This is a genomic window from Vibrio sp. 661 (assembly GCF_033339315.1).
Lineage (GTDB): Bacteria > Pseudomonadota > Gammaproteobacteria > Enterobacterales > Vibrionaceae > Vibrio > Vibrio alginolyticus.
On sequence record NZ_JAWOUJ010000080.1, the window covers coordinates 1 to 1232 of the forward strand.

Below are 1232 nucleotides of genomic sequence, written 5' to 3' on the forward strand. Positions count from 1 at the left end.
TAACAACGCATCTACACCAAGGCTTGTCCACGAATCAAAGTTAACTTCTGATTCATTGAATGGCGTTTGTGGCATTTTATTCGTTGGTACTGGGCTGAACTTACCACTGCGCTGTAGATCAGACGCAATGACAGCAGAAATGTCGGTAGGAAGTGGTTGACTGCCCTCCCATTTAAAAGGAACAACAGCAATTGGTCGTGCCGAATCAATACCATCAGTAATGACCAGCTCCAATGCAGCGTGCGCTACATTCGTTAGACTGCCTAGCAGTACAAACATTCCTAGTAAAAGACGTTTAATCACGGCTTATCCCTTATTGTTGTAGTGCGACCGTAAGGTTAATATCCTTCAGCCTTTGGTTAACTGTTGAATCGGTTGACATCGGGAAACTTGGTACTTGTGCAATTGCACTCTTTGCAGCAGCACATACCCTAGAGTCACCAGAAAGCACGTTAACTGACGAAACAATCATGTCAGTTCCCGTAGGAATCAGCTTAATGTTAACTCTACACTCCTTTCCCAATAGGTAGTCATCCTTTAGCAATCGGCTTTGAATAAGCTGAATATAGATTGAACTGTAGCGGGAAACCTCATCAGCCACAAATTTCCCCTGAGCCTGTTGGTTTGCACTCGCTTCACTTTCTAGGCCAGCAAAAATATCATCCAGTGCAGCTTCTTGCTCTTTGCGCTCACGTTCTAAACGCTTAAGGCGCTCTTTTTCTTTACGCGCTTTTTCCGCAGCTTCTTTTGCCGCTTTTTCTTTCGCAATGCGTTCTTGTTCAGCTTTTTGAGCCGCCTCGCGTTCACGTTTTGCCTTTTCTTCCGCTTCTTTTGCCGCCTTCTCGCGAACTACTCGCTCTTGTTCCGCTTTGGCAATCGCCGCTTCTTTGGCTAAACGTTCCTGCTCTGCTTTACGTACAGCTTCTTCTTTCGCTTTACGCTCTTTCTCAAGTTTAGCTGCACGCTCTTTTTCTTGGCGAACTCGTTCTTCTTCTGCTTTGCGTTCCTGCTCTTTTTGCTTGCGAGCCGCTTCAGCTTCTCTGGCCGCTTTTGCATCTTTCGCTTGCTGTTCTTTCAACTTACGAATTTGCTCTTCTTCAGCCTTACGGTTTTTCTCAAGCTGCTCCGCCTCACGTCTTAATTTATCAAGACGATCTTGCTCTTTTTTTGCCGCTTTTTCACGCTGCTGACGAATTTCTTTCGCTTGTTGTTGCACCAGTTTAGGGTCTATC

1 protein-coding gene and 1 pseudogene are annotated in these 1232 nt (G+C 45.5%); both read right to left on the reverse strand.

Annotation, left to right across the window (positions count from 1 at the left end; translation table 11 throughout):
- A pseudogene (locus tag R7P69_RS24815) lies at nucleotides 1-303 on the reverse strand (Tol-Pal system protein TolB); the annotation flags it as partial.
- Between the two features lie 10 nt (nucleotides 304-313).
- On the reverse strand, nucleotides 314-1232 hold a 919-nt coding region (gene tolA, locus R7P69_RS24820), incomplete at its 5' end, for a cell envelope integrity protein TolA (RefSeq protein ID WP_318121768.1).